The following is an 18,540-nucleotide window of genomic DNA, read 5'->3' on the forward strand; positions in this document are numbered from 1 at the left end:
TTTGGAAGTTTTCATTAGCCAATGATATTTTGCCAAAAAAAGACGGCTTGATGGGACAAGCCGCCTTGTATTGCATTGGCTTAGTATTTTAAAGTAATGGCAGTGTAGAAATTAATGCCGTCCTCATTATAGCGAGTACCCCAGCTTTCGTTGGTAATGTATTTTTTGTTTAATACATTGTTAAGTCGCTGAGTAATGCTGATATTTGGCGACAGTTCATAAGTGCCACTTAGGTTTAATAAACCATAACCTTCGATTTTGGCACCATGATTTGCTTGCATATAGTAGCTGCCAAGACGCTGATATTCGGCACGCAGGTTGAAGTTGTTGCCAACATAGCCGATGTATGCCGTACCCTTATGCTCTGGGCGAACAGTTAGATTGCTCTTGGTTTTTGGGTTGGTGGCTGTTGGGGTTACATCGTTAGCCTCTTGATAGTCATAGCTTAGACCTGCGATATAGCCATTATTAAACGCCCAATCAGTGGTTAGGTTGGCACCCATCACCTCAACTTCGTTGAAGTTTCTTAGAGCCCAGACGCCATTGTTGTCCCAGCCACCGATTAAGTCGGTAACATCGCTGTAATAGCCTGTCAGTCTGGTTTTGTGATTGGCACCTGCCAGCTCTACAAAGGCTTCGGTATTTTTGCTGTTTTCAGGTTTTAGATCTGGATTGCCACTGTCAGGCCAGTACAGCTGGTTAAAACTTGGTGCTTTAAAGCCTGTGGCATAATTGACACCAACACGCACCGCTGGCGTTAGGCGATATGCCAAACCTGCGTTGTAGGTTGTTTTGTCGCCATACCAAGAGTTGTCATCATAACGAACAAAGGCTTGGGCATCAAAGTTGTTGTAGTTGGCTTGATAACCAACATAAGCACCAGTGTTGCGGCGGCTTGTTTGCGAATAGTTGGTGCTGGAGTCTACATCTTGTTGCAAATGCTCACCGCCAACCAGTATCTTACCAACAGGCAATGCGTGTACTAGGCTTAGGTTGGTTTGTTTTTGAGTGCTGTCAAATATGCCTGTGTTTCTTGTGTTGGCAAAATTACTGCTTTTGTCGATGGATTCACCATATTGTAGGCGAATTTGACCATTTGGGTGATAGTTATAATTAATATAAGCATTGGCAGAGCCATTTTTTTGCTTATCATAAATATTTTCTGCGGTTGAGAAGGTATTGTCATATTCAACCGTGCCTTTGCTTGCCAATAGGCTAGCACCAACTTCCACTTGATTGATTTTGTGGCTGATGCTGGCACTGATGCTATTGCGGTCAAAGCCGTCCGTATCTCGCTGGCTTGCTGCGTATGGGCTGGCAATGGCGTTAATGCCGTCAGTTTCGGTATGGCTGGCAGTCAGACTAAGGTTGGTGTTGTCATTGGCATAGCTGACACCAGCACCATAGGTGAGCTTGTCATGCGAGCCAGCACCAACTGTAGCAAAGGCGTGCAAGCCGTTTTCAATGCCTTTTTTGGTGAATATCTGAATCACCCCACCCATCGCACTGGCACCGTAGATACTAGAACCTGATGCACCATGTAAAATCTCAATACGCCCAATCTGGCTGGCACTTAAAGCACCTAATGCAGACTGACCAGTGGTTAGGCTACCATAGCGAATGCCGTCAATCAGCACCAAAATGCCACTGCTATCAAAGCCACGCAAATAAAAATTACTGGTCTTGTCCGTGCCACCGCTTGAATATGAGCTAAACCCTGACTGTGCCTTGATGATATCAAGTGCATTTTGACCCTGATAGCGTTGCAGTGCTTCGCCATCAATAACAGTGGTCTGAGCGATGGTGTTGGTTACCTTGGTTGGTGTGCGTGTCGCAGTTACCACCACAGGGTCAAGATTGACCGTTGGTACAGTGCTGGTAGTGGCTGTGGTATTGGCGATTGCCACCGTTGATAAAGTTGTGGTTGGGGCTAGTGCCAAAATAATGGCATGGCGTAGTGTAATAGAGGACATAATTTACCCTAAGTTATAGCGATTTGATATTTTTGCAATAATTCTTGCTGTCTTTTTGCTTTTTGTAAGCTAAATTTTTATTATAACATGAATAAAACTTACTAAAATAAATTTATCATGAAATTTTTTAATATAATATTGAAAATTTTTCAGGTTGTATGTTAATGCATGAAAAATCAACGACAAAGGGGGTGACTGGTTGATTGTCAGCGTGTTCGGTTATACAATAAATCATAAAAATTGGCAATGTGTGCAGAACAAACTGCTGATAATTGCCAGATTTAATGGTGTTGATTTTGGCAGATGTGATATCGTGAGGTTTTTTTGACTTTTTTGCGTAATGCTTTGGGTGTTTTGTGTGTGCTTGGGCTGTTTTTGATGGTGCCAGTGCAGGCAAACACCACCAAATGGCTTAATCAAGACAAGCAGACAGCAGCTCAGCCACAAGCAGAGCCTGATAGTTTTGGTCGAGAAACGCCCAGAGGGACGGTGCAGGGCTTATTAAAAGCGATTGCCGCTGGTGATGATGAGTTGGCAACAAAATATCTTGATGGTCGCTATCTTGCCAGTAGCAAGACACCCAATCGTGAGATTGTTGAGCGGTTGATTGTCGCTCTCGATGCAGGGGGTAGGTTATATCCTGATTTGCAAATCAATCACAGCAGTGAGGGTAATTTATCGGACAATCTGCCTAGTGATATTGATAAAGTGGGTGAGATTGTGCTGATGAATGAGCGTTTTGATATTTTGCTCAATCGGCGAGTTGATGATAATGGCGTGGCATTTTGGCAAGTGTCGGCACAGACGCTGCAAAATCTACCAACCACAACCAAACACACACAAACCCTGTCTGAGCGGTTGAAATTCAGCACGGCACAAACCGATATCGAGAGTAAATATTGGCTTGAGCTTGCTGCTTTGTTGCTGCTTGTGGTGGCACTGTATGCGGTGATTAATCTTTTGGTGTGGCTATTGTATTGGGTCAGTAAGCTGGCTTATACCGCGATAAGTCATAAGCCGTTTCGGGTAACGCCAAGTGTCATTATGCCACTGTCGCTGGTTGTGGTGGCGTTGATTTTGCCCGAAGTTATGCTAAAACTTGGCGTACCTTTGACCTTGCGTAATTCATTTGGACGCATCAAAGACATGATTGCATGGGGTGCGGTGGCGTGGTTGATGTTGCGATTGCTTGATGCAGTATTTCGTAGAGCGGAGGCGAATTCACTCAAGCGAGCCAGACCTGAGCAAGTGTCTATCCTGAATTTATTACGCAAAGTTGCTAAAGTATTTTTGTTGATTTTTGTGCTGATTTTAATTTTTGGCAACTTGGGTTTTGATTTGACCACAGGCATTGCAGCACTAGGGGTGGGCGGTTTGGCACTTGCTTTTGGTGCTCAAAAAAGCATCGAGAACCTTATCGGCTCGGTCGTGGTGGTGGCAGATCGCCCTGTGCATGTGGGCGATTATTGCAAATTTGGCACTTATGAAGGCGTGGTTACTGATATTGGCATTCGCTCAACACGCATTCGCACGCTAAATCGCACGGTGGTTACTGTGCCAAATGGTGAATTCTCGTCATTGCAAATTGAAAATTTCACCGCAAGGGATATGTTTTATTTTTTGCATGAATTGTTTATCAAACGCACGGCAGATTTGGCTGAAATCGAACGAATGATTACCGAATTGCAGGCGTATTTGGCAGCACATGAGTTGACCAATGATGAATGGAATCAGGTGTGGATTCGCCAGCTTAGACAAGACTGCTATGTGATTGAGATGCGAGCGTATATTGCCGCTGCCGATGCTCGGGATTTTTATGCCAAACAGACCAAATTGCTGATTGATGTATTAAGGCAGGTTGAGCAGTATTCGGTGGAACACGCACTGCCCAGCCAATCGGTGCTGATTGATAAAGAGCATGATTGAAAAGCTAAGCTAGGCTATAATTTGGCAAATTAGGGCTTGGTTTTTGCTTATCATAAGAGCGTGTTGGCTTGCAAAATCTTGGACGGTCGCCAAATTAGCCCAAGCACAGATAAGGCTTGAATGTATCGGCAAGATAACCAGTGAGGCTGGCGGTTTTAATGTGTCATTTTTGTATTTTTGAAAAAAATGCCAAGAAAGTTTATAATAATAAAATACAGATAATAAGGTATTTTAATTTTAACTTGTTAATTAAATAAAACTATTTAATAAAGGTTTAGCTATGTCCTTTACTGACAGCCATGCTCATCTAACTTACCTGACACTTGACAATCACAATCATCAACCGCAAGCACTGCTTGATGCCATGAGCCATGCTGGTGTTGGTCGTGTGATGGCAATCATGTGTCAATTGTCAGAAAATCAGGCAATTCGCGAATGGGTGGATTTGGCATCACAAAATCAATCCATGCCTGATATTGGTATGAGTGTCGGCATTCACCCTTGTCAAGATGAGGCTGTGCTGGCGGCCGTTTGTGTTGATGATTTGTTGGCACTTGATGGTGATAAAGTATGGGCATTTGGCGAGACTGGGCTTGATTATTATTGGGACGAAAACAAAAGCAAGGCACAAAAACACAGTTTTGCAACCCATATCGCTGCCAGCAAGATTGCCAAAAAACCCATTGTGGTTCATACCCGAAATGCCTATCAAGATACTTTAGATGTGCTAAAATCCGAAAACTGTGAGCATGGGATTATCCATTGTTTTACTGAGGATTATGCGTTTGCCCGTCAGGCACTTGACGGTGGACTTTATATTTCGCTTTCGGGGATTATAAGTTTTAACAAATCGCAGGATTTGCGAGAAGTTGTTGCCAAGCTGCCTCTGGATAGATTATTGATAGAGACGGATAGTCCATATTTGGCACCTGTACCGAAGCGAGGCAAGCAAAATGAGCCAACTTTTGTCCCTTATGTGGCACAAGTTTTGGCAAAAATTTTTGACAAAACGCCTGAGGAAATAGGGCAAATCACCAGTGATAATTTTATTAGACTGGTTAATCAATATAAAAATATTATTTAAAAAATAAAAACAATACCCTGTCATTTAATCAGCAAGCTGGGTTTGATTTATTGTTTTAAATAAAACAGCGATGATAAATTGCAAGCTGGGCTATTGTTGTGGCAAGCAAATGTATCCAAGGCAAAAAATAACTGGTCTTAGTATCTTTAATGGGAAAGAGCTGGTAGGTGGGATTTTTAATAAATTAAACAATCAGGGCAGAAAATTAATCAGCCCTGATTGTTAGAAGTGGTTAAGCCTTTTTTAGCATATGCCCTTCAAGATAATGAATATTTTGTGCCTCTTCACAAAATGCCTCATCTTGCAAAATGACATCTCGGTGGAGCGGAATGTTGGTTTTGACACCACCAACCACCAGTTCGTCCAAAGCGTGCAATGTCTTAGCAATGGCTTGGCGACGAGTCTGTGCATGACAGATCAGCTTGCCAATCAAAGAGTCATAATAGCTTGGAATGCGGTACCCTTGGTACAGATGCGAATCAAAGCGAATGCCAGAGCCACTCGGGGTAAATAGCTGTTCAATTTTGCCGGGTGAGGGCATAAAAGTCTTGGGGTCTTCGGCATTGATACGGCATTCGATGGCATGACCACGAATGGTGATTTCATCTTGATGATAAGACAATCCATAGCCTGCGGCAATTTTTAATTGCTCAACCACAATGTCAATGCCTGTAATCATCTCGGTAACAGGGTGCTCAACTTGCACACGCGTATTCATCTCAATAAAGAAAAATTCGCCATTTTCGTATAAAAATTCAAAAGTACCCGCACCTCGATAACCGATTTGTTCGCACGCACGCACGCAGGCTTGCAAAATTGGTGTGCGTACATCATCAGGAATATCAGGGGCTGGTGCTTCCTCAAGCACCTTTTGATGACGGCGTTGTAATGAGCAGTCGCGATCAAATAGATGCAAGGCATGACCGTTACCATCGCCCAATACCTGTACCTCAACATGGCGAGGATTTTTTAGGAATCGCTCCATGTATACCGTATCATCGCCAAAGGCACTTTGAGCTTCGGTTTTGGCGGCTTGTACTTGGTTGAGCAGCTCTTCAAAGCGTTCAACAACACGCATACCACGACCACCGCCACCAGCTGCGGCTTTGACAATCAAAGGAAAACCGATTTTTTTGGCTTGTTCTTCGGCGTTATGAATGGTGATGGCACCGACCGAACCTGGTACAGTTGGCACGCCAGCTTCTTTCATGGCATTAATGGCAGAGACTTTATTGCCCATCAAGCGAATATGCTCAGGGTGTGGACCAACAAAGGTCAATCCTGCTTCTTCGACACGCTCGGCAAACTCGGCATTTTCGGACAAAAAGCCATAACCTGGGTGGATTGCATCTGCCCCTGTGATTTCGGCAGCGGCAAGCAGGGCATTAATATCTAGATAACTCTGGGCAGAAGGTGCGTTGCCGATGCAGACCGCTTCATCAACAAAACGCAAATGCATCAGATCTTTGTCGGCAGTGGAATACACACCAACGGTTGCAATGCCCAGTTGCTTACAGGCTCGGACAATACGCAGAGCAATCTCGCCACGATTGGCAATGAGGAGTTTTTTAATCATGGCACATCTCGTTAGGCTTTGTAGCGGATAACAGGTTGTCCAAATTCAACCACTTCGGCATTACTGACCAAAATTTCTTCGATAATGCCACTTTGGGTGGCTTCTAGCGGATTCATGATTTTCATTGCTTCAATGATGCCCAAAGTATCGCCAGCTTCAACTTTTTGACCAACCTTGACAAATGGAGGATCGTTTGGACTAGGTGCAGAATAAAACACACCAACCATAGGCGAAGTTTCGATTTTGCCGCTGATTGTTTTGCTGGCGGCAGGTGCAGGAGTGGCAGTAGTGGTAGCAGGAGCGACAGCTTGGGGGGCGACAACGGTTTGGACGGCGGTGTTGCGTGTAAGACTGATGTATTTGTCGTCATGACCATATTCTAGGTTTAACAGATCTTTTTCTTCCATCAGATCGACAAGTTCGCGAATTTTTTTGATGTCCATCAGGATTACCTTTGCTAAAAAGTGAAAAACAGGCTAACTGTCGAGCGACTGCAACAACAGCGAGCAAAACAATGCAAGAACACCGGATTTGATGCCAGCGTCAAATATCTTTATATAGTGTACATTCGTTTTATTTTATTGCAAGTGTTTTTTGCAATATTTTGCTACAAAATTGTCAAAAAGGGCTTTTTTAGGTGAATTTTGGCACGATATAGTCGGTGTCATCAGCCAGCCACTTAGGCTTGACCCATTTTTGTGATTCAACAAATTGATAGCTTGTCATCTGATGTAATAAATCGTCAATGGTGTTGGCAACACAGACCAGATTCATGTTGCTTGCTGGCATAAAGCCTGTTTCTGCGGTTTGTTCCAGCAACTTTAGCAAGGGGTCAAAAAATCCATCAATATTCAGCACACCAATGGGTTTGTTGTGTTGGCGAAGTTGTGCCAGTGAGATGACCTCAAACAGTTCTTCATAAGTACCAATGCCACCGGGTAGGGCAATAAATGCCTTGCCAAGCTCAATCATTTTTAGCTTGCGAGTTGCCATATCACAAGTAGTGATGAGTTCGCTTAAGCCTTGATGGGCAACCTCTTTGTCCTTTAAAAATTGTGGAATCACCCCAATGCTGGCACCACCGTGTGCCATGATGCTGCCTGCCAAAACACCCATCAAGCCAACTTTGCCACCGCCATAGACCAGCGTAATGCGATGTTTGGCAAATGCCTGTCCCAGTGCATAAGCAGCATCACGATAGGCGGGCGTATTGCCCAGATTGGAACCGCAATATACCACGATGTGAGAAAATTTATCGCTATAATTCATTAGATATTCTTATTAATGGTTATTGTTGGTAATTTGTGGTGTATTTAGTACTTGTAAAATATGCTCTTTAAATGGTGTTAATACTGGGAGTAATTTTTCGCACACAAGCTGCTTACGATAACCAAGCAGCTCTCTGGGTAGGTTATCAATATCACCATCATAGGCAACCAAGAGTAACAGATGATTGAGCCAGCGATTTTTTAGTAATAAATTGACGGGAATGTGGTGCGTATCACTGTATTCACTCAAGGCAGCATCAAGTGGTTTTTTAAAGGGTTTTGCCTTGCTGTGATAAGTAGGGTTTGGTAAGGGTGGCAGGGCATTTTCGGGCAGGGCGTTGGTTTGGCGAATGATACGCACGATCTCATCGCCATGGCGTCTTAGCACGGCACGGTTTAGTGTGGTGCGTGCCAGCAGTTTAATGCTGTCAGGCATTTGCTCGATAATCTCACGCAAGGCTTGCTTGCCAATAATAAAACTGCGAGGTTCGTTGGTGGCACGAGCCAAAGTTTCTCGCCAGATGGTCAGTTGCTGAAGTGCAGCGATTTGACGGCGATTATAAATCGGAGCTAATAAATCAATATATAGCACATCATCATTTTGTGTGGCAAGTTCGTGTAATTCATGTGCATAATGCCGACTGTCCTCTTGAGTGCAGCTTAGAATGTTACGCCGTGCCAATTCATCACAAACCACCTCATAAAGTGTCAATAGATAACGCACATCGTTGGCGGCGTATATTTCTTGTTCGTGTGATAAAGGGCGTGCCAGCCAGTTGGATTGACTTTCGCCTTTGTCAATATTGATGCCTAAAATCTCGCTTAATGCTTGGCTGTAGCCTGTTTGTAGTTTGCCTGACAGGTATGCCACCGCCAGCTGCACATCAAAGACATTGTCAAGCGGTGGGCATTTGGCAAGTAGATAAAAAATCCCCAAATCTTCACCACACGCATACCAAATCATTGTCGGTATTTCTGCCAATGCCTGCCAAAATTCCGTCAAATCAAGGCGTGGAGCATCGACCAAATAAATAGCACTGCCAGTATTCACCTGCACCAATGCCAAAATCGGATAGTAGGTGGTGCGTTTAATAAATTCGGTATCAAGTGCAACTTTGTCAATCCCATCAATTTCATCAATCAGGGCATAAAGCTCATCCTCGGTGCGAACCCAGCGTGTGGGTAGCTGGTCAAGAGCATGGGTGTCAATGGTTGGTTTTGGGGGATTAAAATACGCTGTTTGTGTCATGGTGATTGTTTGGGCGGTTGCTCAGGACGGATTATAAAGAACCACGATTTTGTAGGGCTTGGTGTAGGGTAATGCTGTCGATATACTCAAGTTCGCCACCCATTGGAATGCCTTGGGCTAGGCGAGTGATTTTTGTTACATGATTGCAGACAGCGTCATGGATAAAAAACGCCGTAGTCTGACCTTCAATGGTTGAGCCTGTGGCGATGATTAATTCACTGATGGCCTCATTTTTGATGCATGCAATCAGCTCATCTATGTGCAAATCGTCAGCATTAATGCCATCAATTGGAGAAAGATGACCACCCAGCACAAAATATCTGCCACGATATGCACCGCTTTGCTCAATCGCCATCACATCGGCGGCACTTTCAACCACGCAAAGTAACGAACTATCACGGCGGGAATCACGGCAAATTGGGCAGATTTCATCATCGCTGAATGAATGGCAATGACGACATTCGATGATCTCTTTCATGGCAATATCCAGTGCGGCTGCCAGATTGATGCCTTGTTGGCGTTTTTTGCTAAGTAATTGCAGTGCCATGCGTTGGGCTGATTTTTGTCCAACGCTTGGTAAGATTTGCAATTGTTTGATGAGATGGTCAAGTTTTGGCGTGAGCATGAGTTAGCCAAACAACCCTTTCATGCTGGGCGGCAAACCCATGCCTGTTGTTGCACCAGCCATCACTTCTTCATGTAGCTCGTCAGCTTGACGCACTGCATCATTAACCGCAGCTGCCACCAAATCTTCAATCATATCAGGCTCATCACCCATCAGGCTTGGGTCAATAAAGAGGCGTTTGACAACATGGCGACCTGTCATGGTAACTTTCACCAAGCCATTACCAGCTTCACCTTGCACCTCTTTGGTGGCAAGGCTGGCTTTGGCAGCTTCGACATTTTTTTCGACTTGCTTTTGCATGGCTTGGGCTTGTTGCATTAGGGCTTGAATGTTCATACTTTTCTCAAAATTAACTTATTAATCATGTGATAATAATTAAAATCATATCACAAAAAATGCACAGCTAACATTATAGCATAAATTTACCAAAGTAGCGGTGCATTGGACTAAATTTTGCACGCACCATTGGCACAGCCGTCATCAAGGTCGTTTTGACTATCGTCCGCACCATCACGCGTGTTGTGATAATAAAGTGTTTTGACACCAAATTTATAAGCAGTGAGCAAATCTTGAATCAAAACCTTCATCGGTACTTTACCACCGTCAAATTTGGCAGGGTCGTAGTTGGTATTGGCTGAGATGCTCTGGTCGATGAATTTTTGCATGATGCCAACCAATCTTAGATAGCCATTATTATCAGGAATATCCCAAAGTAGCTCATATTGGCTCGCCAGTCGCTCAATTTCAGGGACGACTTGTTTTAAGATGCCATCTTTGGACTGCTTGACCGATACCAAGCCACGAGGCGGTTCGATGCCGTTGGTGGCGTTGGCGATTTGGCTAGATGTCTCTGACGGCATAAGGGCTGACAGGGTGGAGTTGCGTAAGCCGTATGTCTTGATGTCAGTTCGCAATGCCTCCCAATCTAGGTGCAAAGGCTCGGTGCAAATACTGTCCAAATCTGCCTTGTAGGTATCAATGGGCAGAATGCCTTGACTGTAGGTGGTCTGCTCAAACCATGGGCAAGCCCCTTGCTCTTTGGCAAGTTTGTTAGAAGCCTTTAATAGATAATATTGTAATGCTTCAAAAGTGCGATGGGTAAGCCCCAGTGCTGCAGCATCCGAATAGCGAGTGCCATTTTTTGCCAGATAATAAGCATAGTTGATAACGCCCACACCAAGCGTGCGTCGGTTCATGCTGCCTCTTTTGGCGGCGATGACAGGGTAGTCTTGATAATCAAGCAGGGCATCAAGGGCACGCACGATAAGTTCGGCAGGCTCTTCAATGTCGCTTAATGAATTGATTTTGCCCAAGTTTACTGCCGAAAGTGTACAAAGGGCGATTTCACCTTTGTCGTCATTGATATTATCAAGTGGTGCAGTTGGCAGGGCGATTTCCATGCACAAATTTGATTGGCGAATCGGTGCAATGCTCGGATCAAAGGGGCTGTGTGTGTTGCAATGATCGACATTTTGGATATAGATACGACCTGTGCTGGCACGCTCTTGTAGCATAAGGCTGAACAAATCACGGGCAGCGACTTTGCGTTTGCGAATGTTGTCATCTGCCTCGTATTGATGATAGAGGCGTTCAAATTCTGCCTGATTGGCAAAAAATGCCTCATACAGACCCGGCACATCAGAGGGTGAGAATAGGGTGATTTGTTCGCCTTTAATCAGTCTTGTGTACATGGTTTTGTTCAGTTGCACACCATAATCCATGTGGCGAACACGGTTATCCTCAACACCGCGGTTGTTTTTTAGCACCAATAGACTTTCGATTTCTAAGTGCCATAGTGGATAAAATAAGGTTGCTGCACCACCGCGTACACCGCCTTGCGAGCAAGACTTGACAGCTGCTTGGAACATTTTAAAAAATGGAATACAGCCTGTGTGTTGAGCTTCACCGCCACGAATTGGACTGCCCAAAGCACGGATTGCCCCTGCGTTGATGCCAATGCCTGCCCGCTGTGAAACATAGCGAACAATGGCAGAAGTGGTGGCATTAATACTGTCCAAATTGTCATCGCATTCAATCAATACGCAGGAGCTAAATTGTCTGGTCGGTGTGCGTACACCTGCCATAATTGGCGTAGGTAGCGAGATATAAAAGTTCGAAGTGGCATCATAGAACCGCTTGACATAATCCAGTCGGATTGCCTTATCGTAGCTGGCAAATAGGCACATACCCACCAGCATGTACAAAAATTGGGGGCTTTCATAAACTTGCTTACTGACTCTGTCTTGCACCAAATATTTGCCCATCATTTGTTCAACGGCGGCATAAGCAAGGTTCATATCACGACTATGGTTGATATGGTCATTTAGCGTGTTAAATTCTGCGACGTCGTAATCTGCCAAGATGTGCTTGTCGTATTTGCCTTGTTCGGTGAGATTTTTGACATGGTCATACAGATGAGGTGGTTCAAACTCACCGTAGGCAATTTTACGCAGATGAAAAATCGCCAAGCGAGCTGCCAGATATTGATAATCTGGTGTGTCGGTTGAAATTAAATCGGCGGCAGCTTTGATGGTGGTTTCGTGGATATCACGAGTGCGAATACCATCATAAAACTGTATGTGTGATTTTAGCTCAACTTGAGATACGGAGACATTGTCAAGCCCTTCGGCAGCCCAAGTAATGACACGGTGAATCTTATCCAAATCAATAGGCTCAAGACGACCATCTCGTTTTGTTACTTTGATTTTATCGATATGCGTCATCGCTACTCCTAAATTGATTATTAACCAAAATTAAATTTATCTATGGCAACATTAAGATATTGCTACAGCTGAATGAAGCAATATGTAAATAATTAACCTACAATATTTAGTACATGGGTAATTTAAGGCTACAATATAGCTGATTTTTTTTGAAAATAAAAGATTGCAACTTTTTTATTTTTGTGATTCATTTACAAATTTTAATTTTTTCAATAACTTACTTTACGATAAAATTTAAACTTTTTTGTAACCAAGAAAATAATTTTTGCCGATGGGGCATAATGAAGGAAATTTTGCAAATTTTATATAAACAGCATTATTAAAAAATATAAAATTTTGCCATATTGGCAGCGTGTATGGGTTTGGGTATTTTGTGATATTTATCAAGTAAAATATAAAATATTATTAAATAAATTTGCAATTTTATCCAATAAATAATAAGCACAAGTGCCAAGCCAAATTGGTTGGCACTTGGGATATTGGGTGGATTTTAGATTTTGCGAAATTTGGCAGTGCGTAAATTTGGCGTGGCTGGTTTGGCTTGCTCATTGTGTTTTTTGCGAACCTCACGAGCCTTGAGCGGTTTTTTGTGAATGCGTGCTTGTTTTTGGCGGGTGGCATGGTTAAGCCCTGTGCCTTGTCGCTGACGCAAACCAACAGATTCAACCAACTTGCCAATTTCTTTGGCATCAAGTTCAATAAAACGACCTGTACGCAATTGGGTTGGCAGCGTGATGACTCCATAGCGTGTGCGAATCAGCCGAGATACTTTGAGATTTTGGCTTTCGAACATACGGCGGACTTCACGCTTACGACCTTCTTTGATGCTGACATGATACCATTTATTGACACCAGTACCACCACCTTCTTTAATGTCGTCAAATTTGGCAAAGCCATCATCAAGCTGCACGCCAGTGGTCAAGGCCGAAGCAATCTGTGGCGTAACTTCGCCCAAAACACGCACGGCATATTCACGCAGTACCTCATGAGATGGGTGCATCAGTCGATGAGCCAGCTCGCCATCGTTGGTAAATAACAACAAGCCTGATGAGTTGATGTCAAGGCGACCGACCATGACCCAACGATCGCCTGTCAGCTTAGGTAGGCGGTCAAATACCGTAGGGCGACCTTCGGGGTCGGACGCTGAGCAGATTTCGCCCTCGGGCTTGTAGTAGGCGATGACACGACGGCGTTTTTCACGCTCGGCTTTTAGGCGAACTTGCCTGCCGTCAATGCGAATCTCGTCAGTCAATACGGCACGGTCGCCCAAGGCGGCAGTTTGCCCATTGATTGAGATGCGTCCTGCCTTGATGATTTCCTCAAGCCCTCGCCGTGAGCCAAGACCTAGCCGTGCCAGCAGTTTTTGTAATTTTTCGCCAGCAGGTTTGTCGGCATCAATGGTGGGAATTGACGGTTGCGTATCGATTTTTGTGTGATTATTCATAAGCTGTCCTGAAAGTGGAATTTAACATTTCTCAATGTAAAGTAAATTGCTGGTACTCATTGGTAGAATCTGTCAAAAACAGCTACTTACCAGCAGTTGCTATGATAGGGCATTTGCTGTCTTTTGGCAAGCATTTGACAAAATAACCAATCATGGCATGGTTTTATGACTTGATATTGACTGATGATTGATTAGAAATTCTTCATTAATTTGGTAAAACAAGTGATGTATCATGACAAAGATTTTAATCGCTCCAAATCTGGCAAGGGTGGCAAATCATCAAGCGTATCCAAGCCAAATGCGTCCAAAAATGCCTTGGTGGTGTGCAGCAGTGCAGGGCGACCCAAAGTGTCTTTGTGTCCTTGTTCGATAATCCAGCCTTTGTCAAATAATTGACGCAAAATATTACTCGATACAGTTACGCCACGCACTTGCTCAATGTCGGTGCGAGTAACGGGCTGCTTGTAGGCAATGACGCTTAGGGTTTCAAGCAGGGCTTGGCTTAGGTTTTCAAGACGCTCTGGAAATACCTGCTGAATCAATCCACTGTAACTGTCTTTGATTTGTAAACGATAGCCGCTGGCGGTTTTGTTTAAAGCCAGCACGCCATGGCTAAGCCGCTCTTGTAGCACTGCTAAGGCATCATTAAGCTCTGATTTACCAATCATCAAGTGCTTTTTTAGGTCGTTGTCGGTTAGCGGCGTTTCACTGGCGTGTAGCAAAACCTCAATGTAACGGCTAAAGGTTTCTGCCTTTTTGTGTGCTTGTAAAAAATCAGGTTTTTGGGTGTCGCTCATTGCTTGCTCGTGTAACTAAAAATCTCAATGTAGCCAATGCAGTGATTCATTGGCAATATCCGTGTTGTCATTATCTGCATGATTAAAACCGATAAAGCCCCGCTTAATCAGCTCAAGCACTGCCACAAAGCTGACAACAACGCCTATTTTGCCTTGCTTTTTATCAAGCAATTCGGCAAAACTACTCACGCCTTTTTCGCTGAGCGTGCGACTAATCATGGCAATGCGTTCGGACAAAGGAACGGTGTCAGCTTGCACCGTGTGCATGGTTGGCTCGGGGCGAATCTGCATGGTAATCAAGCTGTTAATCAGCAAATCTGGTGAATAATTGGGCAGCTCGCGTTGCATTGCTTCATGGCTTGGCATACTGGCAAAAGCCAAAAAGACATCTCGCTCAAGCCGCAATAAGCCATCAATACGATGGGCGGCCTCTTTAATTTGGGCGTATTCTTCCAATCGCCGAATCAAGCGAGCCTTGGGGCTTGTCTCGTCATCACTGATTTCAGGTTGTGGCAACAATAATTCAGACTTGATGGCGATCAGCGTGCTTGCCATCAACAGATAATCACCTGCCAACTCAAAATAAGCCTCGTCCAAATCTTGAATATAGCTCAAATACTGCTCTGTAATTGGCAAAATTGCCGTTTCTGTCAGGTCAAAGTTATTTTTTTTGACCAAATATAGCAAAAAATCAAGCGGCCCTGCAAATTGCTCAAGCCAAATGGCAAATGCCTGAGGAGGAATGTACAAATCCTCAGGCAGATTGAGTACAGGCGTATCAAAAATGCGTACGCCAATATCAGAAGAGGTTGTTGTCATTTAAGTTTCGCCAGTGGCTTAATTCCGATGGCACGCCTAGTTTTGTCCAGTTGTTTTTGGGCAACTCGGCGTGCTTTGACAGCACCCATTTGCAGAATTTCTTCAAGCTGCTTTGGGTCATTCATCAGCTGTAGATAACGCTCACGATAAGAGGCAATTTCGCCATTGATTTTGTCAAACAAAATTTGTTTTGCTTCGCCCCAGCCGATGCCACGCCGATAATGCTCAGCCAAGGCATGAATTTCATCATCGCTGGCAAATGCTTTATAAATCTCAAAAATTGTGCAATTGTCAGGATCTTTTGGTTCGTTGGGTGCTTGCGAGTTGGTTACGATTTGGGCGATTGCTTTTTTTAGGGCTTTTTCGGGATCGATTTGAGGATTGCCATCGCCAAACAAAGGAATGGTGTTGTTGTAGCTTTTTGACATTTTGCGACCGTCAAGCCCTGTCAGCAGTGGCGTATTCTCATCAACAATGGCTTGAGGTTCAACAAACAGTGGCTTGTATTTAAAATTAAAACTCCCTGCAATATCTCTTGCCATTTCGATGTGCTGAATTTGGTCCTTGCCAACAGGCACATGGGTGGCATTAAACATCAAAATATCCGCCGCCATTAATACAGGATAGCTAAACAATCCCATGCTGATGCCGTAATCGGGATCGGTGTCTGGTTTGGTAAGGTTGATATCCACTGCTGCCTTGTAGGCATGGGCTCGGTTCATTAGTCCCTTGGCACAAGAGCAGTTTAGCACCCAAGATAATTCAGCAATTTCTGGAATGTCTGATTGGCGATAAAAAGTTACTTTTTCAGGATCAAGACCGCAGGCAATCCAAGTGGCAGCAATGGCTCGTGTAGAGCGGTGGATTTCGTCAGGGTCAAAGCATTTGATGATGCCGTGATAGTCAGCCAAAAAGAAAAAAGCATCGCCGTCATTTTGCTCATGGGCGGCATTTGCCGAGGCAATGGCAGGGCGAATTGAGCCAACATAGTTACCCAAGTGGGGAATGCCTGTGGTGGTAATGCCTGTAAGAATGCGTTTTTTGATTTCGCTCATAATGTACTCTAATTATTAAAATTTTCTAAAATATCATCAAATATCAGCCAAGAGAGAGGAAAGGGCTGCACCTGCATTGGCAGTTCTCATGAATTGTTCGCCAATTAAGAAATGGTGAATGTTGTTGCGTTGCATCAGCCTAATATCATCACTGGTATTAATGCCGCTTTCGCTCACCATCAAAGCATCATCACCCAAAGCGGCAAACAGGCTTTGGCTTAGGCGAATACTGTGTGCCAAATCTACCTCAAAAGTATGCAGGTTACGGTTGTTAATGCCGTAGATATTGGCAGGCGACTGTGGCAATTGCAATGCACGCTCAAGCTCAAGCTCATTATGGATTTCGATCAGCACATCAAGCTCAAGCTCGGTCGCACTTTGGTGCAGGTGTTTGAGTGTGGCATCGTCCAAACAAGCCATGATAAGCAAGATGCAGTCAGCACCGATGGCAGCAGATTCGATAATTTGGTATTCATCAACCATAAAGTCTTTGCGTAATACAGGCAGGCTGACAGCTGTGCGTACATCAATCAAATATTGATCATCGCCTTGAAAATAGTCGCGATCGGTCAGCACAGACAGGCAGGTTGCTCCTGCTTTTTGATAGCCGATGGCACTTGCAACGGCGTCAAAATTTGGGCTAATGATACCTTTTGAGGGCGAGGCTTTTTTGACCTCGGCAATGATACCAACTTGGCTGTTGGTATCAACTTTGCGTAGACTGTTGGCAAAACCTCGCGGGCTATGATTTTTGGCAATGCTTAGCAGCTCCGCTTGGCTTTTTTGCTGCTTAGCGATCGCAACCTCTTGATGCTTGGTTGCGATAATTTTTTGTAAAATGCTTGGCGTGGCGTTTGTTAGAGTTTGCTTTGTCATGATAGGCTCACCGATTGGGTAAATTGGGCTAGCTCATTGAGTTTATCAAGTGCAGCCGAGCTGCTTAGTATTTGCATGGCTTTGGCAACACCTTGTGCGTGCGTGTCGGCAAGTCCTGCCACATAAATGGCGGCACCTGCATTGATGGCAATCATCGCACGAGCTTTTTGGGTGATGGCATCATTGTGCGTGCCAGCAAGTGCATTTTGGATAATATTTAGGCTCTCGGCAGCGTTGGCAACTTGCAGTCCTTGCAAATCCTGACTGGCAATGCCAAGCTCTTTGGGATAGCTGATATAAGTGTCAATAACACCATGCTTTAATTCTGCAACATGAGTGCCTGTTGCAAGGCTGAATTCATCAAGGCCATCTTGGGAATGTACCACCATCACATGAGTCATACCCAATTTGGCAAAAACTTCCGCCAAGGGCTGGCATAATTTGGCATCAAAAACACCAACAACCGCTCGCTTGACTCTGGCAGGGTTGGTTAGCGGCCCTAAAATATTAAAAATCGTTCGAGCCTTTAACTGTTGGCGGACGCCGATGGCATGACGCATGGCTGGGTGATGGTTGGGGGCAAACAAAAAACCAATGCCCAGTTGGTTGATGGCATCGCGAGTATGGGCAATGTCGATGTCCAAGCGAAGCCCTGCAAGACTCAATAAATCCGATGAGCCAGAGCTGGTAGAAACGCCACGATTGCCATGTTTGGCAATGCTTACGCCTGCTGCTGCTGCAACAAATGCCGATGCGGTCGAGACATTAAATAAATTTGAGCCATCACCCCCTGTGCCAACAATATCAACTGCATTGGCGTCGTCAATTTCAATGGTATTGGCAAGCTCAAGCATGGCATTGGCACAGCTGACAATCTCATCAATGGACTCGCCTTTTTGTCGCAGTGCAATTAGGATTGCTCCCATCAGTGCATCAGGACAGCGTCCCTGCATGATAATCAGCATGACTTGGTGCATTTGCCATGCAGGCAAATCTTGATTGTCAAGCAGGTTTGACAGTGCTTGGGTTAGAATTTGTTGGACTTGTTCATCGCTTAATTGGGCGATTTGTTCAGGGCTTATGTTACTCATGCGTGTTCAATCATTTGCTGCTTGGTTGTGGTGT

General features: G+C 44.4%; 15 protein-coding genes and 1 pseudogene. 2 read left to right on the forward strand and 14 right to left on the reverse strand.

The window, feature by feature from the left end; translation table 11 throughout:
- Positions 1–80 precede the first annotated feature (80 nt).
- Positions 81–1,973 carry a TonB-dependent receptor domain-containing protein gene (locus tag EL162_RS06635; protein ID WP_126330961.1) on the reverse strand — a complete coding sequence of 631 codons (1,893 nt, stop codon included), beginning with the start codon at positions 1,971–1,973 and terminating at the stop codon, positions 81–83.
- A gap of 378 nt (positions 1,974–2,351) precedes the next feature.
- Between EL162_RS06635 and EL162_RS06640 the strand changes: the two genes are divergently transcribed.
- Both EL162_RS06640 and EL162_RS06645 read left to right on the forward strand, forming a co-directional pair.
- Positions 2,352–3,899, forward strand: a complete 1,548-nt coding sequence (locus EL162_RS06640; protein ID WP_126331700.1) for a mechanosensitive ion channel family protein — start codon at positions 2,352–2,354, stop codon at positions 3,897–3,899.
- A 280-nt stretch (positions 3,900–4,179) separates the two neighbouring features.
- Positions 4,180–4,983 (forward strand): TatD family hydrolase, encoded by an 804-nt coding sequence (locus EL162_RS06645; protein WP_126330964.1) that lies wholly within the window; start codon positions 4,180–4,182, stop codon positions 4,981–4,983.
- A gap of 232 nt (positions 4,984–5,215) precedes the next feature.
- On the opposite strand, the gene accC is transcribed toward EL162_RS06645, so the two are convergent.
- The 13 genes and pseudogenes from accC to trpD all read right to left on the reverse strand — a co-directional run bounded on the left by accC (position 5,216) and on the right by trpD (position 18,506).
- Entirely contained in the window at positions 5,216–6,559 is a 1,344-nt protein-coding gene (accC, locus tag EL162_RS06650; RefSeq protein ID WP_076555228.1) for an acetyl-CoA carboxylase biotin carboxylase subunit, read from the reverse strand.
- Positions 6,560–6,570: 11 nt separating this feature from the next.
- Positions 6,571–7,002: an acetyl-CoA carboxylase biotin carboxyl carrier protein gene (accB, locus tag EL162_RS06655; RefSeq protein WP_076555229.1), complete on the reverse strand. Its 432-nt coding sequence runs from the start codon at positions 7,000–7,002 to the stop codon at positions 6,571–6,573.
- Positions 7,003–7,192: 190 nt separating this feature from the next.
- On the reverse strand, positions 7,193–7,828 hold the full coding sequence (locus EL162_RS06660; RefSeq protein WP_126330966.1) for an LOG family protein: 636 nt from the start codon (positions 7,826–7,828) through the stop codon (positions 7,193–7,195).
- A gap of 12 nt (positions 7,829–7,840) precedes the next feature.
- Positions 7,841–9,076 carry a ribonuclease D gene (locus EL162_RS06665; protein ID WP_126330968.1) on the reverse strand — a complete coding sequence of 412 codons (1,236 nt, stop codon included), beginning with the start codon at positions 9,074–9,076 and terminating at the stop codon, positions 7,841–7,843.
- Positions 9,077–9,107: 31 nt separating this feature from the next.
- The gene (gene recR, locus EL162_RS06670) at positions 9,108–9,701 is read right to left on the reverse strand and encodes a recombination mediator RecR (protein WP_126330970.1); all 594 of its coding nucleotides are present in this window, start codon (positions 9,699–9,701) and stop codon (positions 9,108–9,110) included.
- Between the two features lie 3 nt (positions 9,702–9,704).
- A pseudogene (locus tag EL162_RS06675) lies at positions 9,705–10,040 on the reverse strand (YbaB/EbfC family nucleoid-associated protein); the annotation flags it as partial.
- 107 nt (positions 10,041–10,147) lie between these two features.
- On the reverse strand, positions 10,148–12,424 hold the full coding sequence (gene nrdA / locus EL162_RS06680; RefSeq protein WP_126330972.1) for a class 1a ribonucleoside-diphosphate reductase subunit alpha: 2,277 nt from the start codon (positions 12,422–12,424) through the stop codon (positions 10,148–10,150).
- 490 nt (positions 12,425–12,914) lie between these two features.
- Positions 12,915–13,868 (reverse strand): 23S rRNA pseudouridine(2605) synthase RluB, encoded by a 954-nt coding sequence (gene rluB / locus EL162_RS06685; RefSeq protein ID WP_078310104.1) that lies wholly within the window; start codon positions 13,866–13,868, stop codon positions 12,915–12,917.
- A 230-nt stretch (positions 13,869–14,098) separates the two neighbouring features.
- A complete protein-coding gene (gene scpB / locus EL162_RS06690) occupies positions 14,099–14,665 on the reverse strand; it encodes an SMC-Scp complex subunit ScpB (RefSeq protein ID WP_076555235.1) in 567 nt (188 codons plus the stop codon).
- Between the two features lie 24 nt (positions 14,666–14,689).
- Positions 14,690–15,484: a segregation and condensation protein A gene (locus EL162_RS06695; RefSeq protein ID WP_126330974.1), complete on the reverse strand. Its 795-nt coding sequence runs from the start codon at positions 15,482–15,484 to the stop codon at positions 14,690–14,692.
- On the reverse strand, positions 15,481–16,539 hold the full coding sequence (gene trpS / locus EL162_RS06700; protein ID WP_126330976.1) for a tryptophan--tRNA ligase: 1,059 nt from the start codon (positions 16,537–16,539) through the stop codon (positions 15,481–15,483). Before trpS ends, EL162_RS06695 begins: the two co-directional genes overlap by 4 nt.
- 36 nt (positions 16,540–16,575) lie before the next feature.
- On the reverse strand, positions 16,576–17,415 hold the full coding sequence (gene trpC, locus EL162_RS06705; RefSeq protein WP_126330978.1) for an indole-3-glycerol phosphate synthase TrpC: 840 nt from the start codon (positions 17,413–17,415) through the stop codon (positions 16,576–16,578).
- Positions 17,412–18,506 (reverse strand): anthranilate phosphoribosyltransferase, encoded by a 1,095-nt coding sequence (gene trpD, locus EL162_RS06710; protein ID WP_126330980.1) that lies wholly within the window; start codon positions 18,504–18,506, stop codon positions 17,412–17,414. Before trpD ends, trpC begins: the two co-directional genes overlap by 4 nt.
- Positions 18,507–18,540 lie beyond the last annotated feature (34 nt).

Source organism: Moraxella cuniculi (assembly GCF_900637105.1).
Taxonomy (GTDB): domain Bacteria; phylum Pseudomonadota; class Gammaproteobacteria; order Pseudomonadales; family Moraxellaceae; genus Moraxella; species Moraxella cuniculi.

Coding starts and splice junctions, on each gene's coding strand:
- EL162_RS06645 (WP_126330964.1), top strand. CDS start 4,180: ATGTCCTTTACTGACAGCCATGCTCATCTAACTTACCTGACACTTGAC.
- EL162_RS06665 (WP_126330968.1), bottom strand. CDS start 9,076: ATGACACAAACAGCGTATTTTAATCCCCCAAAACCAACCATTGACACC.
- nrdA (WP_126330972.1), bottom strand. CDS start 12,424: ATGACGCATATCGATAAAATCAAAGTAACAAAACGAGATGGTCGTCTT.
- EL162_RS06635 (WP_126330961.1), bottom strand. CDS start 1,973: ATGTCCTCTATTACACTACGCCATGCCATTATTTTGGCACTAGCCCCA.
- EL162_RS06695 (WP_126330974.1), bottom strand. CDS start 15,484: ATGACAACAACCTCTTCTGATATTGGCGTACGCATTTTTGATACGCCT.
- recR (WP_126330970.1), bottom strand. CDS start 9,701: ATGCTCACGCCAAAACTTGACCATCTCATCAAACAATTGCAAATCTTA.
- accC (WP_076555228.1), bottom strand. CDS start 6,559: ATGATTAAAAAACTCCTCATTGCCAATCGTGGCGAGATTGCTCTGCGT.
- trpD (WP_126330980.1), bottom strand. CDS start 18,506: ATGAGTAACATAAGCCCTGAACAAATCGCCCAATTAAGCGATGAACAA.
- trpC (WP_126330978.1), bottom strand. CDS start 17,415: ATGACAAAGCAAACTCTAACAAACGCCACGCCAAGCATTTTACAAAAA.
- EL162_RS06660 (WP_126330966.1), bottom strand. CDS start 7,828: ATGAATTATAGCGATAAATTTTCTCACATCGTGGTATATTGCGGTTCC.
- scpB (WP_076555235.1), bottom strand. CDS start 14,665: ATGAGCGACACCCAAAAACCTGATTTTTTACAAGCACACAAAAAGGCA.
- trpS (WP_126330976.1), bottom strand. CDS start 16,539: ATGAGCGAAATCAAAAAACGCATTCTTACAGGCATTACCACCACAGGC.
- accB (WP_076555229.1), bottom strand. CDS start 7,002: ATGGACATCAAAAAAATTCGCGAACTTGTCGATCTGATGGAAGAAAAA.
- rluB (WP_078310104.1), bottom strand. CDS start 13,868: ATGAATAATCACACAAAAATCGATACGCAACCGTCAATTCCCACCATT.
- EL162_RS06640 (WP_126331700.1), top strand. CDS start 2,352: ATGGTGCCAGTGCAGGCAAACACCACCAAATGGCTTAATCAAGACAAG.